The organism is Salinarimonas rosea DSM 21201 (assembly GCF_000429045.1).
Lineage (GTDB): Bacteria > Pseudomonadota > Alphaproteobacteria > Rhizobiales > Beijerinckiaceae > Salinarimonas > Salinarimonas rosea.
In genome coordinates this window covers 120,684-140,657 of the sequence record NZ_AUBC01000018.1, presented here as the reverse complement: position 1 = coordinate 140,657, position 19,974 = coordinate 120,684, and the positions used below count along the sequence as shown (strand labels likewise).

20 protein-coding genes are annotated in these 19,974 nt (G+C 71.0%); 9 read left to right on the top strand and 11 right to left on the bottom strand.

Annotated elements, in window-relative coordinates:
• Nucleotides 1-109: 109 nt before the first annotated feature.
• On the top strand, nt 110-691 hold the full coding sequence (locus tag G407_RS0115390) for a recombinase family protein (protein WP_029031531.1): 582 nt from the start codon (nt 110-112) through the stop codon (nt 689-691).
• A gap of 13 nt (nt 692-704) precedes the next feature.
• On the opposite strand, the gene G407_RS0115385 is transcribed toward G407_RS0115390, so the two are convergent.
• Together G407_RS0115385 and G407_RS0115380 are read right to left on the bottom strand one after the other, a co-directional pair.
• A complete protein-coding gene (locus G407_RS0115385; RefSeq protein ID WP_029031530.1) occupies nt 705-2,819 on the bottom strand; it encodes a hypothetical protein in 2,115 nt (704 codons plus the stop codon).
• Nucleotides 2,816-3,289 carry a DEAD/DEAH box helicase family protein gene (locus G407_RS0115380; RefSeq protein ID WP_169728793.1) on the bottom strand — a complete coding sequence of 158 codons (474 nt, stop codon included), beginning with the start codon at nt 3,287-3,289 and terminating at the stop codon, nt 2,816-2,818. Before G407_RS0115380 ends, G407_RS0115385 begins: the two co-directional genes overlap by 4 nt.
• Nucleotides 3,290-3,870: 581 nt before the next feature.
• Between G407_RS0115380 and G407_RS0115375 the strand changes: the two genes are divergently transcribed.
• The 4 genes from G407_RS0115375 to copM all read left to right on the top strand — a co-directional run bounded on the left by G407_RS0115375 (nt 3,871) and on the right by copM (nt 5,672).
• Nucleotides 3,871-4,428: a hypothetical protein gene (locus G407_RS0115375; RefSeq protein WP_156917600.1), complete on the top strand. Its 558-nt coding sequence runs from the start codon at nt 3,871-3,873 to the stop codon at nt 4,426-4,428.
• Nucleotides 4,425-4,880 (top strand): hypothetical protein, encoded by a 456-nt coding sequence (locus G407_RS0115370; protein WP_029031527.1) that lies wholly within the window; start codon nt 4,425-4,427, stop codon nt 4,878-4,880. Before G407_RS0115375 ends, G407_RS0115370 begins: the two co-directional genes overlap by 4 nt.
• Before the next feature lie 93 nt (nt 4,881-4,973).
• Nucleotides 4,974-5,189: a heavy-metal-associated domain-containing protein gene (locus G407_RS0115365; RefSeq protein WP_029031526.1), complete on the top strand. Its 216-nt coding sequence runs from the start codon at nt 4,974-4,976 to the stop codon at nt 5,187-5,189.
• A gap of 81 nt (nt 5,190-5,270) precedes the next feature.
• Nucleotides 5,271-5,672 carry a CopM family metallochaperone gene (gene copM / locus G407_RS0115360; RefSeq protein ID WP_029031525.1) on the top strand — a complete coding sequence of 134 codons (402 nt, stop codon included), beginning with the start codon at nt 5,271-5,273 and terminating at the stop codon, nt 5,670-5,672.
• Between the two features lie 9 nt (nt 5,673-5,681).
• Here copM and G407_RS0115355 read toward each other — a convergent pair whose 3' ends face one another.
• From G407_RS0115355 to G407_RS0115345, 3 genes are all read right to left on the bottom strand, one after another.
• Nucleotides 5,682-7,052 (bottom strand): cytochrome P450, encoded by a 1,371-nt coding sequence (locus G407_RS0115355; RefSeq protein WP_052341429.1) that lies wholly within the window; start codon nt 7,050-7,052, stop codon nt 5,682-5,684.
• A 226-nt stretch (nt 7,053-7,278) separates the two neighbouring features.
• A complete protein-coding gene (locus tag G407_RS0115350) occupies nt 7,279-7,920 on the bottom strand; it encodes a hypothetical protein (protein WP_029031523.1) in 642 nt (213 codons plus the stop codon).
• A 73-nt stretch (nt 7,921-7,993) separates the two neighbouring features.
• Nucleotides 7,994-8,287 carry a hypothetical protein gene (locus tag G407_RS0115345; RefSeq protein ID WP_029031522.1) on the bottom strand — a complete coding sequence of 98 codons (294 nt, stop codon included), beginning with the start codon at nt 8,285-8,287 and terminating at the stop codon, nt 7,994-7,996.
• Between the two features lie 183 nt (nt 8,288-8,470).
• On the opposite strand from G407_RS0115345, the gene G407_RS28005 reads away from it, so the two are divergent.
• Both G407_RS28005 and G407_RS0115335 read left to right on the top strand, forming a co-directional pair.
• The gene (locus tag G407_RS28005; protein ID WP_052341428.1) at nt 8,471-9,289 is read left to right on the top strand and encodes a thermonuclease family protein; all 819 of its coding nucleotides are present in this window, start codon (nt 8,471-8,473) and stop codon (nt 9,287-9,289) included.
• Complete coding sequence (locus G407_RS0115335; protein ID WP_029031521.1) at nt 9,286-10,713, top strand: M48 family metalloprotease; 1,428 nt, start codon at nt 9,286-9,288, stop codon at nt 10,711-10,713. The genes G407_RS28005 and G407_RS0115335 overlap by 4 nt, the downstream gene beginning before the upstream one ends.
• Before the next feature lie 33 nt (nt 10,714-10,746).
• On the opposite strand, the gene G407_RS0115330 is transcribed toward G407_RS0115335, so the two are convergent.
• The 6 genes from G407_RS0115330 to G407_RS32160 form a co-directional block, all read right to left on the bottom strand.
• The gene (locus G407_RS0115330; protein ID WP_029031520.1) at nt 10,747-11,613 is read right to left on the bottom strand and encodes an RNA polymerase factor sigma-32; all 867 of its coding nucleotides are present in this window, start codon (nt 11,611-11,613) and stop codon (nt 10,747-10,749) included.
• A gap of 202 nt (nt 11,614-11,815) precedes the next feature.
• Nucleotides 11,816-13,726, bottom strand: coding sequence for a RiPP maturation radical SAM C-methyltransferase (locus G407_RS28000; protein WP_052341427.1), 1,911 nt, complete (start codon nt 13,724-13,726; stop codon nt 11,816-11,818).
• A 34-nt stretch (nt 13,727-13,760) separates the two neighbouring features.
• Entirely contained in the window at nt 13,761-13,985 is a 225-nt protein-coding gene (locus tag G407_RS0115320; RefSeq protein ID WP_029031519.1) for a hypothetical protein, read from the bottom strand.
• 212 nt (nt 13,986-14,197) lie between these two features.
• Nucleotides 14,198-14,788 carry a CarD family transcriptional regulator gene (locus G407_RS0115315; RefSeq protein ID WP_029031518.1) on the bottom strand — a complete coding sequence of 197 codons (591 nt, stop codon included), beginning with the start codon at nt 14,786-14,788 and terminating at the stop codon, nt 14,198-14,200.
• Nucleotides 14,789-15,194: 406 nt separating this feature from the next.
• Nucleotides 15,195-15,533 carry a ferredoxin FdxA gene (gene fdxA, locus G407_RS0115310; protein WP_029031517.1) on the bottom strand — a complete coding sequence of 113 codons (339 nt, stop codon included), beginning with the start codon at nt 15,531-15,533 and terminating at the stop codon, nt 15,195-15,197.
• Between the two features lie 149 nt (nt 15,534-15,682).
• Nucleotides 15,683-15,856, bottom strand: a complete 174-nt coding sequence (locus G407_RS32160; protein WP_169728792.1) for a hypothetical protein — start codon at nt 15,854-15,856, stop codon at nt 15,683-15,685.
• 207 nt (nt 15,857-16,063) lie between these two features.
• Between G407_RS32160 and G407_RS0115300 the strand changes: the two genes are divergently transcribed.
• Nucleotides 16,064-17,596 carry a helicase HerA domain-containing protein gene (locus tag G407_RS0115300; protein WP_029031516.1) on the top strand — a complete coding sequence of 511 codons (1,533 nt, stop codon included), beginning with the start codon at nt 16,064-16,066 and terminating at the stop codon, nt 17,594-17,596.
• 129 nt (nt 17,597-17,725) lie between these two features.
• Entirely contained in the window at nt 17,726-19,915 is a 2,190-nt protein-coding gene (locus G407_RS27995; RefSeq protein WP_052341426.1) for a ComEC/Rec2 family competence protein, read from the top strand.
• Nucleotides 19,916-19,974 lie beyond the last annotated feature (59 nt).

Sequence of the window (19,974 nt, the reverse complement as noted above, 5' to 3'; positions counted from 1 at the left end):
ACATCTCTTGGCATTCTGGACGGCGGCGTTCACCACGGGGGCTCAAAGCGTTTGACGTGCAGAAAGTCCGTGCAAAATCGAGGAGGGTCTGCACGGGAGATGTTGGACGATGGGGCGGAGCTACGGCTACTCGCGTGTGAGTACGAGCCAAGGCGATTGGGCGATCCAGATGGATGCACTCGCGAAGGCGGGCGTCGATGATCGAGATGTCTATCGCGAGAAGGCTTCCGGCGTGAAGCGCGACCGCGCCGAACTGCGCCGCGTCCTCGATCTCCTGCGCGAAGGCGACCGCCTCGTCGTCTACGCCCTCGACCGTCTCGCCCGCAGCCCGCTCCACCTCCTTCAGATCGTGGAGGAGATCGAGGGCAAGGGCGCGGTGCTCGTCTCGCTGCGGGAGGGGATCGACACCGGCTCGACGCTCGGGCGCTTCTTCGTGACGATCATCGGGAGCGTCGCCGCGCTCGAACGCGACCTCATCCTGTCTCGGACCAAGGCCGGGGCCGAACTCGCACGTCAGCGGGGGGTGAAGTTCGGGCGACCCGCAAAGATCACCCCCGCGCTCATTCGTCAGGTCGTGCTCGCCCACGACGATGCCGATACGACCGTGCCCGAGACCTGCCGCGTCCTCGGGATATCGCGGTCGAGCTACTACGCGGCCCTGCGGACCGGGCGGCGCGAGATCGCGGCGTGATCGGACGCGATCATCACCACCGCTTTGCCTTCCCGAGAGTGCCTCGGCGGTGAAGGCTCTTGAGGATGTCGCGGATTTCGTCCCGGCGCTCGCGCGGCGAGTTCGCGAAGGCGGCTTCCTCGTAGAGCTTGGCCTTGATCTCGGCTTCTTCGAGCCCGGCCCGATGGAGAGCGGCCCCGAGCGCGAAGAAGGCATCGTGCCCCATGCCCGCCGGGGTCGAACGCCAGCACTTGACCGCCTCGTTGATCCTGATGTCGCACCGCTCCGAATGGCTCAGCGTCCGCTCAGCGAGAAGCTTGTCGCGAAGGGCCCCGAGCCTGTCGGAGATGTTCGCGGCGATCACGGTCGTGACCGGCTCGACCGCCTTCGCGAGATCGGGCAGGGTCTCGGGTGCGGGATCGGGGCGCAGATCGAGGATGCAGTTCTCAATCCACAGGTGCAGGTCGAGCGGACCACGCTTGGGATCGCCTGCGCCGTAGTCGATGAAGAAGGAGTCCTTCGGGTCTCTCGCCTGACAGGGGAGATAGAAGAGCGAGGCCGCGTTGAACTTGCTCTCATCGAAGCCGTGGCAGAGCGGGCTCTTGAGGCCGGGCCGCTTCGCGATCTGCTTCTTCCCCCAATAGCCCTCTCTGTTCAGCACCCACTCGATCTGTGCCATGATCAATCGGTGCACCTCGATGGACATGGCACAGGTCGTCGGGATGAAGCCGCGCCAGCGCGGCTTCTCCGGCGTGTGGCTGTATGTGTTCCACGTCACGATCCGCAGGTAGGGGAAGAGGCGGGCGAACTCGGCATGGCTCAGGTCGCCGCCGTCGTTGTCGAGCCAGATGCCACGCAGATGGGTGATGTTGTCGAGGCCGCGCTTCGTCTCCGCCGCCTTGTCCGGGTCGAAGTGGGCAGGTGAGAACACACCCGCGTTTTCCTTCTGCGCGAGAACCCGGCCATGCAGGTCACGAAGGAAGGCGATGTACCCCTCGTCGTCCGTGTCGGAGAGGTGGGCGAGCGGTACGTTGTCGAAGACCGACACGAAGGCGGTGCCGCTGGTGGACGGTTTTTGCGTGACGTAATCTCCTTTCTTAGAGGTGTTTTCGTCACACCGGAACTCGCTCATCTGAGATCGGACCTCCTCATCGAACCACGGGTACTTACCCACCACGAGCGAAGTCCCATTGATGAGGTCGAGTTCGGCCAGATACTTGCGCTTCTGGCTCTCGCGGTATGCCCTCGTCTTGTCGGCGGCGCTGTCGTGCTTGCGCCTGCGCCCCGGCTTGCCCTTGCGCGGGACGACGCCCATGCCCGGCAAGGGCTCCACTTTCGCGCCGGGGAAGAGGTCGGCCAGCCATTCGGCGGTGGCGCGATCCATGACGACGACCCGCTTCGGTGTCGTGTCGGCGGGATTGCGGATCGAGGAGCGCATCACGGCTTGATAGACGGCGGTCCGGTAATGCGCCGTGCGCATCTCCTCGCCGCTCACCCCTTGGCCCTCCATGAAGTGGAAGTGCGCAGGCGGTGCGTTCAGCGCCGAGAGCACGACGATGTTATGGAAGCTCTGGAACCCGTTCAGGCCGTGGGGCGTGTTCGGGAGCCGCTGCGCTCGCGGTTGGTTGAAGAAGTCGTCCTCGATGTCTTTGTTGCCCATCCAGAGGAAGGGATCGTCGCAGAACAGGTCACCGACGCCCGCGCGGATGATGTCGCAGAATTGTACAGAGCCTCCGCTCTCGGCCTCGACCAGCTTGTCGCGATAGGTCTTCGACCACGCCTCCTCGCTGACGTAGAAGATCGTGATGTGCTCGCCGTTTTCGTGTCGCTCGTAGCGCAGATCACGATGAAGGCTCTTGCCGACCGGCTTCAGGTCAATCCCTTGAGCCGCGAAGAGGCGGTAGAACATCGTGTCCTCGAAGCACGCGCTGGCCACGATGGTGCGCGCAAAGCCCTCGAAGACCTGCGGCTTCAGGAGGGAGTAGGTCATCAAAGACGCGCTCGCCTTCCGCCCCGTGAGCATGCGCTCGAAGCGGTCTTGGTGGACGTAGACATCCCACTTCTCGGAGATCACGCGGTCGGCTACAGGGCCGAGAACATCATAGAGTTCATCCCTGTGCTTGTTGCGGGCGATCTTGGAGAGGCTCATCGCACGTCCTCCTTCTCCACGAGGAGGCCGTAGGCCGCGCCGGTCGAGACGAGAGCGAGGTGAGGCGTGATCAGTTCGTGAGTCTCGGGGAGCGTCAACTCACGGAACACGTCTACCGCTGGAACCTCATCCATGATGAGCACCCACTCACGCTTGCGCTGGATGAAGGGGATGAGGAGGAAACCGGCATGCGTCACGAACAGGACTTCGCCCACCGCACTCTCGGCGTCTTGGAAGTGCCGGACGATCTCTCCTACGACGGCATCGGGTTCCGTGTCGCCGTGGATGGCCCTGATCTGATAGGGAGGATCGAGGGTGCGAAGCTCGTCGGCAATCGTCTTGTCGATGAGAAGCTTGGTCGGCTGGACGAAGAGAACCTTCTGGTTACGCCTCGCGAGCCGGTCTGCGTATCTGGCGAGCGCACGGGTCTTACCCGCCCCTGCCAGAGCGTTGAAGTAGTGGATGGTCATAGACATTCCTAAAGTTTGAAGTGGAATCGTCCGCGAGATGTGGCAGCACCTCGCGGACTAAACTAAGAATCGTCTATGCCTGATGAGAGCCGAGCCGCAATTGCTCAGCGCTACTATTTAGCGGCAACGACGATCCACCCCCTGCCAAGGGTCACAGCGCGCTGGGACGCTGTTCGTGTACTTATCCACGGCAGAGGCGAGCCACGTCAATTTATTCGTCGCGCACATCGCCCCGGCTACGTCGATGGCGGCTGTCAGGCGGGGCACGGCGCGTGCCGACAGATGTGCCGAGTCGCCCGGAGGATGCCCTCGCCTTCGAACATCAGACGGGCTGACCCTCGCCGGAGATCGAGCTAACACCAAGAGATGAAACGTGCCAGTCGGGCCCATTCAGGGTTTAGGAAACCGCTGCTCTGTCCTGCTGAGCTACGGGACCGTCGCGGCGGCGTGTGTAGCATGTGTGCGGGCGCGATTCCACCCGCGCGAACGCGCGTCGGGCAGTCCGCAATCGCCCGCTGCACGGTGCGCCGCCGGGCCGCTAGGCTCGCCGCGGATGTCCTCGAAGGAAGGGTATAGGTCCCGTGCGTCTCGTTTCGGCCATTGCCGCGTGCCTGCTGTCGGCGGCGGCGTCCCCAGTCGGGCCCGCCTCCGCGGCGGAGCTGCTGCGGGGGCGCTGCCACATGGATTATTGCTCCTGGTTCTCGATCGAGGAGTACAACGTCGTGGCCGCCGAGGGCGGCGAGGTGCTCAAGCGCGCGACGCTCAAGTCGTGGGACTCGCACCATCCGGGCGGCTCCTACGACAGCCCCGGCCGGCGCGAGGGCGGCGATCCGTTCACCACCTGGTTCCTCTGCTCGAAGACCCGGCCCTCGCTGATCTGGCCGGACGAGGGCGGCGGCCTCGAGCAGGTCGAGCTCGCGCCGATCGCCGACGGCGCGCCCGCCGGGGCCACCACCTACGTCTACGTCCTCTACTTCGCCGGCTGCCACGGGCTCGCGCTCGGCGACGACCCGCGGATCGACGACCTCGACGGCCTCGCCCGCCAGTACGGCTACCGCGAGGGCGCCGACGCGGTGCGCATCCACACGCTCCAGTCCCTCGACGAGCTGCTGGTCGGGCGCGCGGGAGACGCCCGATGATTGTCCTCGCGACCGCCCTGCGCACCGCGCGTGCCCTCGCGCTCGTCCTCCTTCTCGTGGCGCTCGGCGCCCCGGGGGCGCGCGCCGACCTCCTGCGCGAGGTCGAAGGCTGGTGGGGCCTCGACCCGGATGGCTGCTTCGACGACGTCGACAACCAGGCGCGGGTCGCCGTGGGGCGATTCGAGGTGACGCAGGCGGGCGTGGGCTTCGGCAGCGGCGGCTTCGCGGTCGGCTTCTACGAGAGCACCTGCTATTTCGAGGATGCGCAGGCCAGCGACGACGTGATCTCCGGCGCCACGACCTGCTACTCCGAAGGCGAGGAATACCGCGGCTGGGGCTGGATCCTGCGCGAGAACGCCTTCACGCTGCGCCTCTTTCTGCCGGAGGGCATCGGAGGCGGGCATCCCTTCGTGAGATGCGGGGCGCTGACCCGCGAGCGGCTCGTGCGCTGAGCGGCGCGCCGAGCCGGCGCGCGAAACCGCTTGACCTTACCACGGTGGGAAGGTCCATGAACGTCGGGACACGCGCTTCACGAGGAGGGTCCCATGCATCTCTACAGCGTTCCCGACATGAGCTGCGGCGGCTGCGCCAAGGCGATCGCCCGCATCGTCGCCGCCGTCGATCCCGCGGCCGAGGTTTCGGCGGACGTCGCGGCGAAGCGCGTCTCGATCGTCTCGCGGGCGAGCGATGCCGACCTGCGCGCCGCGCTCGCCCGCGGCGGCTACGAGGCGACGCCGGTCGCCGCGGCGAAAGCCGGCTGAGGCGCGCGCCCGCGCCCGCGATCGGCCGCATTCCCGGGGCAACACCGTCGCCCCTGTCCCACCCACCAGAGCATCACGCACATGAAGCCCCTTTCCGTCACCGCCGCGGCCCTCGTCCTCGCCCTCGCCGCGGCATCGACCACGCTCCCCGCTACCGCCTCCCAGGACGTGCACCACGGAACCCCAGGCATGCACGGCGCGCAAGCGGCCCCCGCCGCCACGGCCGAGAGCCCGGCGGTCGCCGCGTTCCGCGCGGCCAACGCCCGCATGCATGCGGGCATGGACATCCCGCTCACCGGCGACGCCGACGTCGACTTCGTGCGCGGCATGATCCCGCATCACCGCGGGGCGATCGAGATGGCCCGCGTGGCGCTCGACCACGGCACCGACCCGGAGATCCGGGCGCTGGCCGAGGCCGTCATTCGCGAGCAGGAGCGGGAGATCGCCGAGATGGAGGCGTGGCTCGCGGTGCGCGGGTACTGACCGCACCGCTCACGCGTCGCCGCGCGCCCGCGGCTCGACCCACACGCCGCCCTTCGGGCGCAGCGTGATCGACGGGAAGGGCACCGTCTCCCGGCCGGGCACCGGCGCGAGCCGGAAGCGGCGGGCGATGGTGACGAGGATGAGGACCGCCTCCATCATCGAGAAGCGGCCGCCGATGCATACCCGAGGCCCACCGCCGAAGGGCATGTAGGCGAAGCGCGGCAGCCGCTCCTCGAGCCCGTCCTCCCAGCGCTCCGGCCGGAAGGCGTCCGGGTCGTCGAAATGGCGCGGGTCGCGGTGGAGCACCCACGGCGCCATGATCACCGTCGTGCCCTTCGCGAGCCGGTAGCCGCCGATCTCGACCTCCTCGGTCGTCTCGCGCCCGATGGCCCAGCCCGGCGGGTAGAGGCGCATGGATTCCTTGGCGACGCTTTCCGCGAACGGCAGCCGGCGCAGGTCCTCGACGGTCGCGGGGCGATCGCAGAGGACGGCGTCGATCTCGGCGGCGAGGCGTTCCTGGGTCCGCGGGTGGCGCGCGAGCTCGTACCAGGCCCAGGAGAGCACGAGCGCCGTGGTCTCGTGGCCGGCCAGCAGCAGGGTCACCATCTCGTCGCGCAGCTGCCGGTCGGTCATGCCGCGCCCGTCCTCGTCGCGGGCCTGCATGTAGAGCGACAGGAGGTCGCCGGTGTCGGTGGGGCGGGCGCGCCGCTCCTCGACGATGCGCGCGATCACGGTCTCCACCACCTCGATGCTGCGCCGGTAGCGGATGTGGCCCGGCAGCGGCACCGCGTCGGGGATCAGGACGGGGCGCGCGTAGCGGGCGGCGATCTCCTCCATCAGGAGCGTCACCGCGTGGTCGATCCGCTCGACCTCCTCCTCGACCTCGGACCCGAACAGCGTCTTCGCCGCGATCCGCAGCGTCAGGCCCATCATGTCCGCATGGAGGTCGCGCACCTGCCCGGGCGCCCAGCTCCCCAGCATCTCCTCGGTCATCCGCACCATGACGTCGCCGTAGCCGTCGAGCTTCCTGCCGGCGAAAGCGGGGGCGGCGAGGCGGCGCTGGCGCTGCCAGAGGGCGCCGTTGCTGGTGAGCAGCCCCTCTCCGAAGATGGCGCGCACGTGCCGCCAGAAGAAATTGTGCTTGATGTAGGAGGCGTGGCTGCGCACCAGGATCGGCTCGATCACCCGGGGATCGCTCACCAGCACCGCGGGCCAGCCGCCGAGCGCGAGCGCGACGACGCCTCCGTGGTCTCGCGCGCACTTCGTGAAGAAGCCCGGCGCGTCCCTCGCGATCCAGGGCAGATGGCCGAGCAGCGGGTAGCCGGGCGGACGCGGGGGCGACGGGGACCGAGCGGCTGCCGGGGCGGGCGCGTGACGCATGGCGGCTGGTCCTCGGGTGACGCCGGTGAATCGTGGTCGTGGCAAAACTCAGGATAGGATAGATGAGCAATTCGCGCGCGTCACGGTGCGGAAGGGCGGATGTGCCGCAGCCGTGAGGCTCACTCGACCAGGCGGTCGACCACGCCCATCGCATGGAACTGCGCGCCTCGGGGGTCGCCGCGAGCACGGGCGCGGCGATCGCGACGAGGTTCCAAAATCCGCGCGCTCACCCGTCCTGCGCGCTGTGGTGAACGCCCGGCGCGTAGCCGGCGGCGAAGGCGCGCAGCACCGGCGCCGGCGTGAGCGACTCGACGGCCCGGGCGGGATCCGCGGTGCGCGGTGCGCCGTAGCCCGCGAACGACCACGGCGCCAGACGTCCGCTGCGCCACAGGAATGCCGTCCCCGGCTCCTCGGGAAGCGCGACCATGGTGCCGTCGGGGAGTTGGCCGAGCCGGGCGGGCGTGCGGATCTGCGCACGCGTGCGCGGGTCGACCCGCGCCTCGTGCAAAGCGCGGTCGAGCTCGGCGGCCGGCAGCGGCGCGTCCGGCGACAGGCCCCGGCCGGCGCGCCAGGCGGCGGCGAAGCGGCGCCAGTCGGCGCGCCGGCATTCGGCGCAGGGGCGATGCCCGGCGGCGAAGGCCGTCGCCTCGTCGAGGAAGAACAGCTCGGTGTAGCGCCCCGGCTGCATCGGCGCCCGCCGCCGCCCCTCGAACTCGGTGAGGCAGGCGATCCAGGCCCGCGTGCGCCATCGCGCCGAGCCGATCCGGCCCTCGGCGTCGTGCAGGCAGCCGCGATTGCCCATGAGCGTGCCCCTGTGCGGCGTCGCGACGAGCGCGCCGAAGGGCGTGACGCGGTTCTGCAGCGGCATGGCGGGCGATCTCCTGCGCACGCCAGGAGAGCGCATCCGCGGGCGCGCCGCAACCGGCCGGCCCGCAAGCGGGTCAGAAGCTCATCGGCGGGGCGTAGAAGCAGCGCTGGCGGCCGTTGAGGACGCAGCGGTGATACGCACCGTCGCGGCTCGTGCGCGCTTCCTCGAACGGCACCAGCGTTCCGTCGGCCAGGACGTAGCCCGTGTCCGTCACCGAGACCTTCGAGGCCGGATAGGGGCTGCAGTCGCGATCGTTGCAGCACCAGGCATCGTACCAGGAATGTGCGGCGGCGGGCGGTGTGCCGGCGAAGAGCGTGCCGGCGAGCCCGGCCGCGAACGCGGCGGCGATGAGCGCTTCCTTGGTCAAGGCGAACCTCGTGTCGCCCCCGAATGCCGCGGTTTTCGGCCGAGCTTCGTGCGCGGTCGCGGCCGCGAGATCGCGGGGCAACACGCAACCCGCGCCGTCGGTTCGCGGCTGCGACACCGCGTGCATCGTCCGACGATTGCGGCTAGGCTTCCGGCACCACCGTATCGACCCGGAACCAGCCCGATGTCGCGTATCGCCATCGCCGTCCTCGCGGCGGCATTCGCCGCCTCGATCGCGCCCGCGGCGGCGCTCGACTGCGCGGTGGCGCCGGTTCCGGAGCGGATCGCGGCGATTCCCGCCCGCGGCGAGGTGCTGCTCGAGAGCGGCGCGACGATCCGCATCGCGGGGGTGCGGCTCGCGGACGCAGGCCCCTCCGGCGTCGCCGCGCGCGCGGCGCTCGACGGCCTGATCGGCGCGACCGTCGCGGTGCGCATCCTCGACGCCGAGCCCGATCGCTGGGGGCGCCGTCCCGGCGAGGTGGCGGTCGCCGGCGGGGAGGGCGAGGACGCTCTCGATCTCGGGCGCGATCTCGCCGCCGATCTCGTGTCGCGCGGCCTCGCCCGCGTCGATCCCGGGCCGGACGCGCTGCTGTGCCGGCCCGGGCTCCTCGATCTCGAGGCCGCCGCGCGGCGCGACGGTCTCGGCCTGTGGGCGGACCCCGCCGAGCGCGTGCTTCGCGCGCAGGAGACCGAGGCGCTGGCCGCCCGCGCGGGGCGCTTCGTCGTCGTCGAGGGCGTGGTGCGGCGCGTGGGCGTGCGCGAGCGGCGCACCTATCTCGATTTCGGCCGTGCCTGGACGGGCGGCTTCACCGTCGTCGTGCCCGACGCGGTCTGGGCGCGGCTCGAGGCCGTCGGCCTCGGCGCGGATGCGCTGGAGGCTCGACGAATGCGCGTGCGCGGTATAATCGAGATCTGGCGAGGCCCGGCCCTGCGCGTCGGGGCGGCGGAGGCGATCGAGATTCTGTCGATGACGAGTGCACAGCCGCGGCGCCCCCTTCCATGACGAGAGCATCGATCCTCGTGCGGCTCGCCGTCCTCGGCGCGGCGGCCGTCGGCCTTTCCGGCTGCAACCCGATCTTCGGCGGCGACCCGCGCCCGCCGGCGCAGGCGCCGGCCCTCACCGGCGTCGACAGCGAGCACGAGCAGCTCGTCGCGAGCTTCGGCGGGGAGTACCGCGCGCCGCAGGCGCAGGCGCTGCTCGAGAGCATGACCGCGAAGCTCGTCGCCGCGACCGACCGGCCGGACGCGCACTACCGCGTCACGATCCTCGACTCCCCCGCGATCAACGCCTTCGCGCTGCCGACCGGCCGGCTCTACGTCACGCGTGGGCTGATCGCGCTCGCCAACGACGCCTCCGAACTCGCCGCGGTGATGGCGCACGAGATCGCCCACGTCACCCTCGCCCACGCCGCCGCGCGCAGCGAGCTCGAGGCGCGCTCGGTGCTGGTGAGCCGCGTCGTGTCGGACGTGCTCCGCGACCAGCGCGCAAGTGCCGACATACGCGAGACCTCGCGCTACGATTTCGCACGCTTCTCCCGCGCGCAGGAGCTGGAGTCGGATGCGGTGAGCGTGCGCACGCTCGCGCGCGCCGGCTTCGACCCGTTCGGCGCGGCGCGCTTCCTCACCGCCCTCGACCGCTGGGTGGCGCTCTCCGACGGCATGCAGGGCGGCGGCCCGCCGAGCCGGCTCGCCACCCATCCCTCGACGCCCGAGCGCATCGCCGAAGCCCGCAACGCCGCCCGCCGCATCGGCGCGCCGGGGCTCGGTGCGGGCGATCGCGACGCGTATCTCGCGGCGATCGACGGCATCGCCTTCGGCGAGGACCCGCGCGACGGGATCGTGCGTGGGCCGCGCTACCTCAACGCGCGGCTCGGGATCGGCTTCACCGCGCCCGACGGCTTCACCCTCGACAACGCGTCGCGGGCCGTGCTCGGCACCTCCGCCGACGGCGAGCGCCGCCTGATGTTCGACGCGGTCGAGCCCGCGGCCGGGCAGGGCCTCGCCGACGTGGTGCGCGCGACCTGGACGGATTCGGTCGTGACCGGAGCGGTGGAGGAGAGGGAGGTCAACGGGCTCCCGGCGGCGGTGGCGAGTTCGCGGGGCGACGAATGGCTGTTTCGCGTCGCCGCGGTGCGGGCGGGCGGCGCCGTCTACCGCCTGATCTTCGCCTATCGTCCCGCGGACGCCGGCGCCGAGGCGGCCTTCCAGCGCACGCTCGGCACGGTCCGCCGCATCGGCGAGGCCGAGATCGCCGCGCTCACGCGCCTGCGGGTGCGGGTGGTGACGGCGGGTGCCGGAGACACGCTGGAGACGCTCGCGGCACGCATGCAGGTGGAGCGCCCGGTGGAGACGTTCCGTGCGCTCAACGGCCTGTTCGAGCACACGCGGATCGAGCCGGGGCGGACGTACAAGATCGTGGCGGGGTGAAGCCGAGGCGTCGCGGGCGCGGCCCGCACGGCGTCACCCCGCTGCGATCTCCGGGTGGCTCTCGGTGAGCGCCTTCTTCAGCTTCTCAAGCGCGCGGCTCTCGATCTGGCGGACGCGCTCCTTGGAGATGCCGAGACGGTCGCCCAGCGATTCCAGCGTCGACTGCTCCTCGGCCAGGCGCCGTGCCTTGACGATGTCGAGCTCGCGCTCGTTGAGGCACGACAGCGCCGTGCGCAGCCAGCCGATGCGCCGCTCGGCGTCGATGGTCTCCCCGACCGTCTCGTCCTGGAGGGGGCCGTCGTCGACGAGGAAGTCCATCTTCTCCGTCGGGTTCGCCGCGTCGGCGTCGGCGACGGGGGCGTTGAGCGAGGCGTCGGGACCGGAGAGGCGGGCGTCCATCGTCGCCACGTCCTTGAGGGACACGCCGATCGCCTCGGCGATCTCGGCGTAGACCTCCTCCGACATCCGGTCGTCGCCGGCGCGGGTGAGCTTGGCGCGCAGGCGGCGCAGGTTGAAGAACAGCGCCTTCTGCGCGGACGAGGTGCCGCCGCGGACGATCGACCAGTTGCGCAGGATGTAATCCTGGATCGATGCCCGAATCCACCATGTAGCGTAAGTGGAGAATCGCACCTCCCGCTCCGGCTCGAAGCGGGCGGCGGCCTCGAGCAGGCCGACGTGGCCCTCCTGGATGAGGTCCGCCATCGGCAGGCCGTAATGGCGGAAGCGCGATGCGAGCGCGATCACGAGGCGCATGTGCGCGGAGGTCAGCTTGTGCAGCGCCTCCTGGTCCCGCGCATCCTTCCAGCGCGCGGCGAGCGCGCGTTCCTCCTCGCGCTCGAGGAACGGCGCCGCCATCGCGGCGCGGACGAACTGACGGCGAACTCCGGCGATCTCGGCCATAGCGTTCTCCCCATGCTCTTCAAGAGGGTCTACGCCCGGATCGCACCTCCGGATCACGCCGGTTCGGGCGAGTGCGCATGGAGGTGCTTGCACCGGTGCCGACGAGGAGCCGCCTCTCGCAACGGCGCAGTCACGCACCCCGTCGCGGAAGAGGCGCTCGGCTGCATCCGGAGGCGGGCGTCGAGCCCGCGCACCCGAAACGTCATCCCTCGGCAACGGCCTCCATCGGAACCGCGTCGGGTGCGGGTGCCCATCGTCGCAGCGCCGCTCCGATCTCCGGCTCCCGGACGATCGAGACGAGCAGGCCCTCGAATTGCAGGACCCAGGAGCGCGCGACGAAGGCCAGCGCACGCGTACGGTCGTCGAGGCTCAGCGAGTCGGGGTTGGTCGGACGGCGAAGCCGCCGGACGAGGGCGACGTCCGCGGCGTCGAGTGCCGCGAAGGGCAGCCGGGAGTGTCGCCGCGTGTCGAGGACCAGCGCCGCCTCCGGGCCGATCGAGACGAGGTCGAGCCGCGGAGCCTCCGTCGCCCGGTGCGCCGTCTTCCATGCCGACAGGGCGCCTTCGATCTCGCCCCGGACGCCGTCGGCGCGCGCGAGCGGCGCCGCGTAGCGGCCGCTGAAATAGTAGGCGACCGCCGCGAGATCGGTCCCCTTCGGAAAGATGGCGGCGTAGCTGGGAAAGGGCGCGAGCGCGTCGATGCCGAAGGCCTCAGCGTCCATGTGGTAGGGGCTGAAGCGGTCGAACCGCACGAAGCCCCAGCCTTCGGGCGGCTGCAGGTGCTCGAGTGCCGGTAGTGCGGCCAGCATCTCGGCATAGTCCTCCGCCGTCTCCCCAGGAAAGCCGAGAATGACGTTCCAGGACACGTAGATGCCCCGCGAGGCACAGTCGCGCAGCAGCGCGATGTTCTGAGGCCCCGACACGCCCTTGCGCATGAGCTTCAGTACCCGCGTCGAGAGCGATTCGATTCCTGGCTGGATCATGGTCAGCCCGGCGCGAACGAACAGATCGAGCTCGCTCTCGCGGAGGTTCGACTTCACCTCGTAGAACAGCTTTCGCGCCTGCGGGCCGTCCTCGGCGAGCCGCGGCAGGACGGTCCGCGTGTAGGACAGCGGCAGGATGTTGTCGGTGGCGTGATGGCGCCGAACGCCATGCCGCGCCTCGATGCGGGCAATCTCCTCCAGCACGCGCTCGGGGCTCTTGGCGCGGTGGGTCATGCCCGTGGCATTCAGGCCGCAGAAGGTGCAGTGGCTCTTCTGCCCCCACCAGCAGCCGCGCGAGCTCTCGAAATGGACCCAGTGCGGCAGCGGCTCCTGCGGCCGGAGCACGGGTGCGAGCGACTCGACCGTTGCGAAGTAGTCGTCGTAATCCGGGATCGCCAGCGCATCCATGTCCGCGATCGGCGCACATGCGACGACGCGTTCGGCCGGTCGGCGACCCTCGCGCAGGATGCGCCGCGCGAAGGCTGGAAAGGCCTCGTCCGCCTCCCCCGAGAAGACATGGTCGAAGACGCCGCTCACGCTTGCGATCTCGTCGCCCATCGGGCTCGTGGCGTTGGCGCCGCCGAGCACGGTCACGATCTCGGGACGGGCCGCCTTGAGCCGGCGCGCGATCGCGATGGCGGCGGTCGTCTGCTGAAAGACGGAGCTGAATCCGACGATGCGCGGCGCGCGAGCGAGGATGCGCGACAATGCGCCCTCCAGGAACGCCTCGGCAGCGGCCAGGGCGCCCTCGACATGTGCGGGCGCGATCGGCAGGGCGAGACTCTCGCTCGCTAGGACGCCGTCGCCGCCGGGGATGACGAAGCCGCCTATGAGCCCGTCCATGATCAGGCGTCCGCGGCCGGCCTCGTCCGCCTCGCCGCGCGGAAAGGCCTGCGCGGCGAGGATGCCCTCGGCGACCAGCGAGGTCGACGGGCTGAGAGACAGCGCCGCGTAGGCGGCGCTGCCGACCAGCGCCGCGAAGTGCAGGTTCTCGTAGTGCGCGTGCGCCGTCAGGCCGGCGCGCGCGCACTCGGCGACGAGCGCGCTCGCGCCGAGGCTCGGCCATTCGACGTTCGCGAAGGGCGGGACGACGATGACGATCTCGGCGGGGGCGAGGTGAGCGTCGGGCATGGTCCCGTTCACTGCGCGGCGAGCCTGGACACGATCACCTCACGGGGATCGGCACCGGCATCGGCATGATCGTGGCGACCGTCGGATCGGCAGCCGCTCCCGGACCCGCGCTCATCACCTCGCGGATGCCGGCAGCATCCTCGTCGCTCACGGTGAGACCTTCGTCCGCGAGCACCTTCTTCGGGTCAGCGCCGAAGGCGCGGCGCAGGTTCGCGTCACTGTTGAGCTTCTGCGCAAAGCTCTTTGCATCGAACGACATGATCGTACCCCTCCCGTCTGACCACACTCGAATGGCGTCTTTACCATTCGGAATGGTACGAGATGACAATCACGCTACAATTTGGGATAAATACGCATTGGCCGTCGCGCGTACGTCCATTCGCCGCGGCGGTACTCGCAGCCTCGAGAAACGAGAGAGGCCCGGCTTCTGGGCCGGGCCTCTCATCCAATCCGACGACGGAAGGCTGCCGATCAGGCCGCCTCCTCCTGGATGTCCTCGCCCTCGGCAGCCTCGGTCGCCTCGGCCTCCGCGCCCTTGCCGCGGCGCGGGGACTTGGCGAGGGAGGCCTCGATGAGCTTGAGCGCCTCGGTCTCGGTGATCTTGTTCACCGAGGAGATCTCGCGCACGACGCGGTCGAGGGCGGCCTCGTAGAGCTGGCGCTCGGAGTAGGACTGCTCGGGCTGCGCGTCGGACCGGTAGAGGTCGCGCACCACCTCGGCGATCGAGATCAGGTCGCCGGAATTGATCTTGGCCTCGTATTCCTGCGCGCGGCGCGACCACATGGTGCGCTTCACCCGGGCGCGCCCGGACATGGTGTCGAGCGCCTTCTTGACGAGGTCCGGCTCGGCGAGCTTGCGCATGCCCACGCTCGCCGCCTTCGCGGTCGGGACGCGCAGGACCATCTTGTCCTTCTCGAAGCTGACGACATAGAGCTCCAGCTTGAACCCGGCGATCTCCTGCTCCTCGACCGCGGTGATCTGGCCGACGCCGTGCGCCGGGTAGACGATCGCTTCGCCCGCCTTGAAACCCAGAGGCTTCCCAGTCTTCTTGGGGGTCGTCATGCGTTGGAGGCTCCCTGTTGCGCGCCGCGGAGGGACCGCGACACAGACAGCGCCGCCGGAAAGGGGTCCGACGGTCGAAAAGACTTGACTCCGCGGGACCCTCACGGGTTCCGACGGCGTCCCCTTCAAGATTCGGCCGGTGACGGGATGCGCCCTCTCGAGCTCGCCGGGACGCGTCGAGGATGGACCCGAGCGAGGGGTGCGTGAGCTGATCTCATGTTCTGCTTATGGCTTCACGTGCGAGGTTGCAGCGCGCGGGGCGCGTCAAGCGGCAGGACTGTTACCTACCACGAGCCGGCTGATAAATCAAAGAAAATCGCAATGAATGGACAGGTTGCACCGCAACCGGCCGACGGTCGCGGCGCGATCGCGGCACAGGAGAGCACGCTTCGACCTTGACGCTACGTCAGTCGCCTTCGCCCGGCTCGGACGAGAAGAACTTCTCGTACTTCCCCGCCATGCCGTCGTATTCCTTGGCGTCGCCGGGGGCGTCCTTCTTCTGGGTGATGTTGGGCCAAGACTTCGAGAGGTCGGCGTTGATCTTGAGCCATTGCTCGAGACCCGGCTCGGTATCGGGCTTGATCGCCTCGGCGGGACATTCCGGCTCGCAGACGCCGCAGTCGATGCACTCGTCGGGATGGATGACGAGCATGTTCTCACCCTCGTAGAAGCAGTCCACCGGGCAGACCTCGACGCAATCCATATACTTGCACTTGATGCAGTTTTCCGTGACGACGTAGGTCATCTCGCGATCCCGATCCGCTCACCTCAGGGCCGCTTCTCGTAACGCGGCCGCGTTCGCGGCGCAAGACCGTAGCCGCGCCGTCTACCTCCGGTTGGGGTGCCCGCGGCGACGCGCCGCGGCGCGCCGTCGCGGGGCGGGCCTGGCCGCGTTCACGCCTCCGGCGGGACGGAAAGACCCAGCTCGGAGAGCTTGGCGTGCACCGACGCCTGCGACCGCTTGGTCTTCATGCTGATCACCGAGGCGGGAACGTTCTCGCGCGCCAGCGCGATCAGCTCCTGCACCTGCTCGTACGTCCAGGGACGCTCGTTGTCGACGTCGCTCATCGTCGCCTCCTCGGGTCGCGTGTGGTCCGGTTCGCTCCGGTCGAACGGTGGAGGCCAGAGGATGGGTTCCCGCTCGGATCGTCGCAAGCTGTGGAGGGTCCGGATGCGGGGGCTCGCGTCGTGCCGCGCCCGTGCTATCGAGTGCGACCGCGGAAGGACGCTGCGAGACACCCTCGAAGAGCGCGGGGAGGCGCGAGAGGCGGCGACATGACGGTGGCGATCGACATCGGCGAGAACGCGTCGCCCGGCGGCGGGCGCATGCTCGTCGACCTGGAGGAGCTCCTCGCCACGCGCCTGCTGGTGCAGGGCAATTCCGGCTCCGGCAAGTCGCACCTGCTGCGCCGGCTGCTCGAGCAGAGCGCTCCCTGGGTGCAGCAATGCGTCATCGACCCGGAAGGCGACTTCGTCACGCTGGCCGAGCGGTACGGCCACGTGGTCGTCGAGGCGGACCGGTCCGAGCAGGATCTCGTGCGCGTCGCCGCGCGGGTGCGCCAGCACCGCGTCTCCGTCGTCGTCAGCCTCGAGGGACTCGACGCCGAGCAGCAGATGCGTGCGGCCGCCGCCTTCCTCGGCGGCCTCTTCGACGCCGAGCGGGACCATTGGTACCCGATGCTCGTCGTCGTCGACGAGGCGCAGCTCTTCGCGCCGATGGCGGCGGGCGAGGTCTCCGACGAGGCACGCAAGGTCTCGCTCGGCGCGATGACGAACCTGATGTGCCGCGGCCGCAAGCGCGGGCTCGCCGGCGTCATCGCCACGCAGCGCCTCGCCAAGCTCGCCAAGAACGTCGCGGCCGAGGCCTCGAACTTCCTGATGGGCCGCACCTTCCTCGACATCGACATGGCCCGGGCCGCCGACCTGCTCGGCATGGACCGGCGGCAGGCGGAGAGCTTCCGCGATCTCCAGCGCGGGCATTTCGTGGCGCTCGGCCCTGCGCTGTCGCGCCGCCCCGTGCCCGTGCGCATCGGCGAGGTGGAGACGCAGGCGCGCTCGACCAGCCCGAAGCTGCTGCCCATGCCGGAGACGCCGGCGGAGGACGCGCGCGACCTCATCCTCGCGCCGCTCGCGCCGGAGCCCGCGCGCCTGCGCGCCGAGCGTCGGCCGGCGCCTCCGCCGCCGCCGTCCACCAACGACATCCTGGCCGAACTGGTGCGCTCGCGCCCCGCGGCCGCCGCGCCGCCGAGCCCCGAGGAGGTGGCGCTCGCCGCCGAGGAGCGCGACGCGATGATCGACGAGATCGTGCGCGACCTGCTCTCCGATCCGGACGCCGCCTTCCGCTCGGTGGCGGTGCTCTACCAGGACCTGCTCGTGCGCATGCGTATCAAGCGGGTGCCGGGGGACGCGCTGACGCTCGCCGCCTTCAAGAAGCGCCTGTCGGTGGCGCGCGCCGGCGTCGAGGCCGGGGCGATCCCGGAGGACGCGTGGGCACGCGCCGAGGCCGCCGCCACCGACCTGCCGGAGGATATCCAGGGCGTCTACCTGCTGCTGGCCCGCGCCGCCTTCGAGGGCGCGCCGTGCCCGCCGGACGGCGAGATCGCCCGCGCCTGCGGCTCGCGCTCGCCGGGGCGCGCGCGGCGGCTCGTGCAGTACATGGAGAGCCGCGGCCACGTGGTGACCCGCGCCGACATGCGCGGCCACCGCATCGTGGCGCTCCCCGACCTCGGCATCGAGACCAAGGCGGGGGACCCCGCCGCCTGGGAGGAGCCGCAGGAGGGCGGCGGCGACCTGTTCGCCACAGGCTGAGCGTGGTGCACGACGCGGTAGTGTTGCGGGCGATCTCGCGCATCGCTCCATAAGTGCGTCCACCGAGGCGCCTCGCCGCAGCTGCCGCGCTAGTCTGCCGCGCGGGTATCGCTGGCGCGGCGGGGGTGCATGATCGCGGGCCGGATCGGGGCGGGACGCCTCGCGACCGATGTGCCGGCGCGGATCCTCGGCGCCTGGCGGCGCTGGCGACTGGTGCCGCTGCGGGCGCGCCTCGCCGCGGCGGCGCTGCTCGAGCTCGAGCGTCGGCGGCTCCTGCCCTGGGGCGCGGTGCTGTTCGGGGTCGGCATCCTCGCCTTCTTCCAGACACAGGCCGGCGCGAGCCGCACCGGGCTCCTCCTGGCCGCGGCGACGGCGCTCGCCGCGGCCATCGGCGCGCTGCGGCTGCGATCGCGATCGCTCGCGGGGGGACTCGTTCTCGCGGGCGTCGCCTTCCTCGCGGCCGGCTTCGCCGCGGCGGTGCATCGGCAGGCGGCGGTCGCGGCGCCGGTCCTCGTCGCGCCCGCCGGCGGAATGGTGGCGGGGTTCGTCGAGAGCCTGGAGGACCGGGCGGGCGGCCAGCGGCTCGTGCTGCGTATCGAGGCGCACGACCTGCCCGTCGCGGGCGAGGGGCGCTTCGCGGGACTCTTCCGCGCGCGCGTGACCCTGCGCGGCGGGGTCGAAAGTGCGCTCGCCCCCGGCGACTGGATCGAGGCGCGCGTGCGGCTGCTGCCGCCGCCGGAGGCGGTGCGCCCGGGCGGCTACGACTTCGCCAAGAGCGCCTGGTTCGCCGGCATCGGCGCCGTGGGCGGCGTCGTCGGCGCGCCCCGGGTCCTGCCGCCGCCGCGCCCGCCCGGGCTCGGCCTCGTTCTCGCCGCACGGCTCGACGCGCTGCGCAATGCCGTCACCGCCCGCATCGCGCAGACCGTCGGCGGCCAGCCGGGCGCCGTCGCGGCGGCGCTCGTCACCGGCAAGCGCGGGCTGATCACGGAGGAGACGAACGAGGTGCTGCGCGCGGCCGGCGTCTACCACATCGTCTCGATCTCCGGCCTGCACATGGTGCTCGCGGCCGGCACCGTCTTCTTCGGTCTGCGCGCGCTCCTCGCCGCGGTGCCGGCGCTGGCGCTCTCGTGGCCGATCAAGAAGATCGCGGCGGCGGCGGCGATCCTGGCGGGCGCGCTCTACTGCGTGTTCTCCGGCGCGGCGGTGGCGACCGAGCGGGCGCTGATCATGACGACGATCGTGTTCGGCGCCGTGCTCCTAGACCGCACGGCGCTGTCCATGCGCAACCTCGCGCTCGCCGCGCTGATCGTGCTCGTCCGCGAGCCGGAGGCGCTGGTCGGGCCCTCGTTCCAGATGTCGTTCTCGGCGGTGGCGGGCCTGATCGCGGGGGCGGAATGGCAGGCCGCGCGCCCGCGCCGGCCCGCGCCGCCTCCGGGGCGGATCGGGCGGGTGCTGCGCGGCGTGAGGAACGGCCTCGCGGGCATCGTCGTCACGACGCTCATCGCCACCGCCGCGACGGGGCCCTTCGCCGCCTTCCACTTCCAGGTGGCGAACCCCTACGGCATCCTCGGCAACGTGCTGGCGCTGCCGCTCGTCACCGTCCTCGTGATGCCTGCCGCGGTGCTGGGCACGGCGCTCGCGCCGCTCGGCCTCGACACGCTCGCCTGGCTGGCGATGGGGGCCGGCGTGGCGCAGGTGATCGCCTTCTCCGAATGGGTGGCGGGGCTTCCCGGCGCGCGGGTCGTCGTGCCGGCGTTCGGCGTGCCCGCGCTGGCGCTCCTCGTGGCGGCGCTGCTCGTCGCCACGATCTGCGTCTCGCGCCTGCGCCTCCTCGCCGTCCCGCTCGCCGCCGCCGGGATGCTCGCCGCGGCGGATCCGGACCGGCCCGACCTCTACGTCGACCGCGACGGCCGCGGCCTCGCCCTGCGCGCGGCGGACGGGCGGCTCGTCGTCCTGGGCGAGCCCGGCGACTTCGTGCTGACGCAATGGCTCCGGGCGGACGGCGACCCCCGCGCGCCCGACGATCCCGGCCTCGCCGCCGGCGTCGCCTGCGACCCGCTCGGCTGCGTCGCGCCGCTCCCCGGCCTCGGCGCGGTGGCGCTGGTGCGCGAGCCCGGCGCCTTCGCGGAGGACTGCGCCCGGGCGGCGATCGTCGTCTCCCGGCTCACCGCGCCCGGCTGGTGCGCGGCGCCGCACGTCCTCGACCGCGCCCGCCTGGCCGTGACGGGGGCCGCCACGCTGCGCTTCCGCGACGGGGAGGTGGCGGTCGACACCGTCCGGCGCGCACCCGAGACGCGGCCGTGGCTCCTGCGGGAATGACACGGGCGCGCCGCGAGGCTTCCCCCGTCCGCCCCGCCTTGCTAGAGAGAGCGACCCGC

What these genes read in the sequence shown, in the direction of transcription:
- G407_RS0115390 (WP_029031531.1), top strand. Translation starts at nt 110, where the DNA reads ATGGGGCGGAGCTACGGCTACTCGCGTGTGAGTACGAGCCAAGGCGAT.
- G407_RS0115385 (WP_029031530.1), bottom strand. Translation starts at nt 2,819, where the DNA reads ATGAGCCTCTCCAAGATCGCCCGCAACAAGCACAGGGATGAACTCTAT.
- G407_RS0115380 (WP_169728793.1), bottom strand. Translation starts at nt 3,289, where the DNA reads ATGACCATCCACTACTTCAACGCTCTGGCAGGGGCGGGTAAGACCCGT.
- G407_RS0115370 (WP_029031527.1), top strand. Translation starts at nt 4,425, where the DNA reads ATGATTGTCCTCGCGACCGCCCTGCGCACCGCGCGTGCCCTCGCGCTC.
- G407_RS0115365 (WP_029031526.1), top strand. Translation starts at nt 4,974, where the DNA reads ATGCATCTCTACAGCGTTCCCGACATGAGCTGCGGCGGCTGCGCCAAG.
- copM (WP_029031525.1), top strand. Translation starts at nt 5,271, where the DNA reads ATGAAGCCCCTTTCCGTCACCGCCGCGGCCCTCGTCCTCGCCCTCGCC.
- G407_RS0115355 (WP_052341429.1), bottom strand. Translation starts at nt 7,052, where the DNA reads ATGCGTCACGCGCCCGCCCCGGCAGCCGCTCGGTCCCCGTCGCCCCCG.
- G407_RS0115350 (WP_029031523.1), bottom strand. Translation starts at nt 7,920, where the DNA reads ATGCCGCTGCAGAACCGCGTCACGCCCTTCGGCGCGCTCGTCGCGACG.
- G407_RS28005 (WP_052341428.1), top strand. Translation starts at nt 8,471, where the DNA reads ATGTCGCGTATCGCCATCGCCGTCCTCGCGGCGGCATTCGCCGCCTCG.
- G407_RS0115335 (WP_029031521.1), top strand. Translation starts at nt 9,286, where the DNA reads ATGACGAGAGCATCGATCCTCGTGCGGCTCGCCGTCCTCGGCGCGGCG.
- G407_RS0115330 (WP_029031520.1), bottom strand. Translation starts at nt 11,613, where the DNA reads ATGGCCGAGATCGCCGGAGTTCGCCGTCAGTTCGTCCGCGCCGCGATG.
- G407_RS28000 (WP_052341427.1), bottom strand. Translation starts at nt 13,726, where the DNA reads ATGCCCGACGCTCACCTCGCCCCCGCCGAGATCGTCATCGTCGTCCCG.
- G407_RS0115320 (WP_029031519.1), bottom strand. Translation starts at nt 13,985, where the DNA reads ATGTCGTTCGATGCAAAGAGCTTTGCGCAGAAGCTCAACAGTGACGCG.
- G407_RS0115315 (WP_029031518.1), bottom strand. Translation starts at nt 14,788, where the DNA reads ATGACGACCCCCAAGAAGACTGGGAAGCCTCTGGGTTTCAAGGCGGGC.
- fdxA (WP_029031517.1), bottom strand. Translation starts at nt 15,533, where the DNA reads ATGACCTACGTCGTCACGGAAAACTGCATCAAGTGCAAGTATATGGAT.
- G407_RS32160 (WP_169728792.1), bottom strand. Translation starts at nt 15,856, where the DNA reads ATGAGCGACGTCGACAACGAGCGTCCCTGGACGTACGAGCAGGTGCAG.
- G407_RS0115300 (WP_029031516.1), top strand. Translation starts at nt 16,064, where the DNA reads ATGACGGTGGCGATCGACATCGGCGAGAACGCGTCGCCCGGCGGCGGG.
- G407_RS27995 (WP_052341426.1), top strand. Translation starts at nt 17,726, where the DNA reads ATGATCGCGGGCCGGATCGGGGCGGGACGCCTCGCGACCGATGTGCCG.